This window comes from Bradyrhizobium sp., from assembly GCF_019242285.1.
Lineage (GTDB): Bacteria > Pseudomonadota > Alphaproteobacteria > Rhizobiales > Xanthobacteraceae > Bradyrhizobium.
In genome coordinates, this window is record NZ_JAFAVV010000274.1 from 1 (window position 1) to 2203 (window position 2203).

Below are 2203 nucleotides of genomic sequence, written 5' to 3' on the forward strand. Positions count from 1 at the left end.
GGAGATTTCTTCGACGGCCCGGAGCTTCACGCCCCTCACTCGCATCCGTTGGATCAACCGGTGCCCGGACCGGCCGAAGCGGTGCCTTCAAACTGGCAAACGCTGCTTCACGAATAGAGGCGGGACCGGCCCGTCGGGCGGATTAGCCGGAGGCGTCATCCGCCGATCGGATGCAGGGTTCGGCGGATTACGCTGCGCTAATCCGCCCTACAGGCCAATCCACCTACAAATGCCGCCCGCCAACCGGTCAGAAGCTCTGCAGAGCTGCTACGCGAGGCCGGCGCAGAAACGCTGGATGCGGCGGCAGGCTTCCTCGAGCAGATCGAGCGACGCCGCGTAGGAAATCCGGAAGTTCGGACCGCAGCCGAAGGCGGACCCGTGCACCACGGCCACGCCCTCGTCCTCCAGCAGCGCCAGAACGAAATCCTCGTCGGCCGTGATGATCCGGCCATCCGTCGTTCGCTTGCCGATCACGCCGGCGCAGGACGGAAAGACGTAGAACGCGCCGTCGGGGACCGGGCAGCGAATGCCCTGCGCCTGGTTCAGCATCGACACCACGATATCGCGGCGCTGCTCGAAGACCCCGCAACGGTCCTTCAGGAAATCCTTCGGACCGTCGAGCGCCTCGACCGCGGCCCATTGCGAGACCGAGCAGGTGCCCGACGTCACCTGGCTCTGGATGGTCTCCATCGCTTTGATGAGCTGCGGCGGGCCGCCCGCGAATCCGATCCGCCAGCCGGTCATCGCGTAAGCCTTCGAGACGCCGTTGACGGTCAGCGTGCGTTCATAGAGCTCCGGCTCGACCTGGGCGAGCGTGGCGAAGGGCCGTTCGCCATAGACCAGATGCTCGTACATGTCGTCGGTGAGGATCCACACCTGGCGATGGCGCTCGAGAACCTCGGCGAGCGCCTTCAGCTCATCGAAGCCATAGACCGCGCCGGACGGATTGCACGGCGAGTTCAGGATCAGCCACTTGGTCCTCGGCGTGATCGCGGCTTCGAGCGCCTCGGCCTTGAGCTTGAAGCCGTCGGCGACGTCCGTCCTCACGACCACCGGCGTTCCGCCGCAGAGCTGAACCAGCTCCGGATAGGAGACCCAGTACGGCGCCGGGATGATCACCTCGTCGCCGGGGTCCACCGTCGCCAGCAGCGCATTGGCGATCACCTGCTTGCCGCCGGTGGACACGATGGTCTGCGCGACCTGATAGTCGAGACCGTTCTCCCGCTTGAACTTGCCGACGACGGCCTCGCGCAGCTCCGGCAGTCCGGCGACCGCCGTGTACTTGGTTCGGCCACGCGCAATCGCGGCGTTTGCCGCCGCCCGAATGTTGTCCGGCGTGTCGAAGTCGGGCTCGCCGGACGAGACCGCGACGATGTCGCGCCCCTCGGCCTTCAGCCGGCGGGCGCGGTCCGACGCGAAATTGGTCGGCGACGGCTTGATGCGCGACAGCGCGGCGGAGAGAAAGGGCAAGGCGAGGCTCTCTTGTTCACTGCAGCTTGATGTTCTGGGTTTCGATCAGCTTGCGCCACTTGGCGCGCTCCTCCGCAAAATACTGCGGAAACTCCTCAGGCGTGCCCGCCACCAGGATCAGGCCCGCCTCCAGCAGCGGCTTGGTCACCTGCGGCAGCTTGAACGCAGTCTTGATCGCAGCACTGAGCCGCTGAATGGCGGGGTCTGGCGTTCCGGCAGGCACGAAACAGGAAACGTCCGTGGTCGACTGGAAGCCGGGGACGGTTTCCGCGATCGTCGGCAGGTTCGGCTGAAGTGCCGACCGCTCCGCCGTGCTGGCGGCCAGCATCCGCAGCATGCCGGATTTGGCCACCGGAAGGGCGGTGGACAGATCGACAAATCCGACGCTCGCCTCACCCGACATGAGAGCCTGCAACGCCGGCGCGCCGCCCCGATACGGCACGTGCTGCATGCGGATCTGGGCTATCGACATCAGGAGTTCCATCGCCATGTGGCTCGTGCTGCCCGGGCCGGCGGAGGCGAAGTTCACCTCGTTCGAGGGATGCTTCTGCACGTGATCCAGCAGCTCCGGGACCGTGTTGACGGGAAAGGCCGGACTCACGCAGAGCATCTGCGGAGACCGCAACACCAATCCGACCGGCGCGAACGCCTTGTCGTTGTCATAGGAGAGCGATTGCAGGATGTTCGGCGCGATGGCGTAGGTGCTGTTGGTTCCGAACAGGACGGTGTAGCC

The 2203-nt window shown here is 65.8% G+C and carries 2 protein-coding genes; both read right to left on the minus strand.

The features are described from left to right. Positions 1-267: 267 nt before the first annotated feature. Complete coding sequence (locus tag JOY90_RS10520; RefSeq protein WP_291691070.1) at positions 268-1470, minus strand: pyridoxal phosphate-dependent aminotransferase; 1203 nt, start codon at positions 1468-1470, stop codon at positions 268-270. A 16-nt stretch (positions 1471-1486) separates the two neighbouring features. Beyond that, positions 1487-2203: tripartite tricarboxylate transporter substrate binding protein (locus JOY90_RS10525; protein ID WP_291691071.1), on the minus strand; the 717-nt coding region annotated here is incomplete at its 5' end.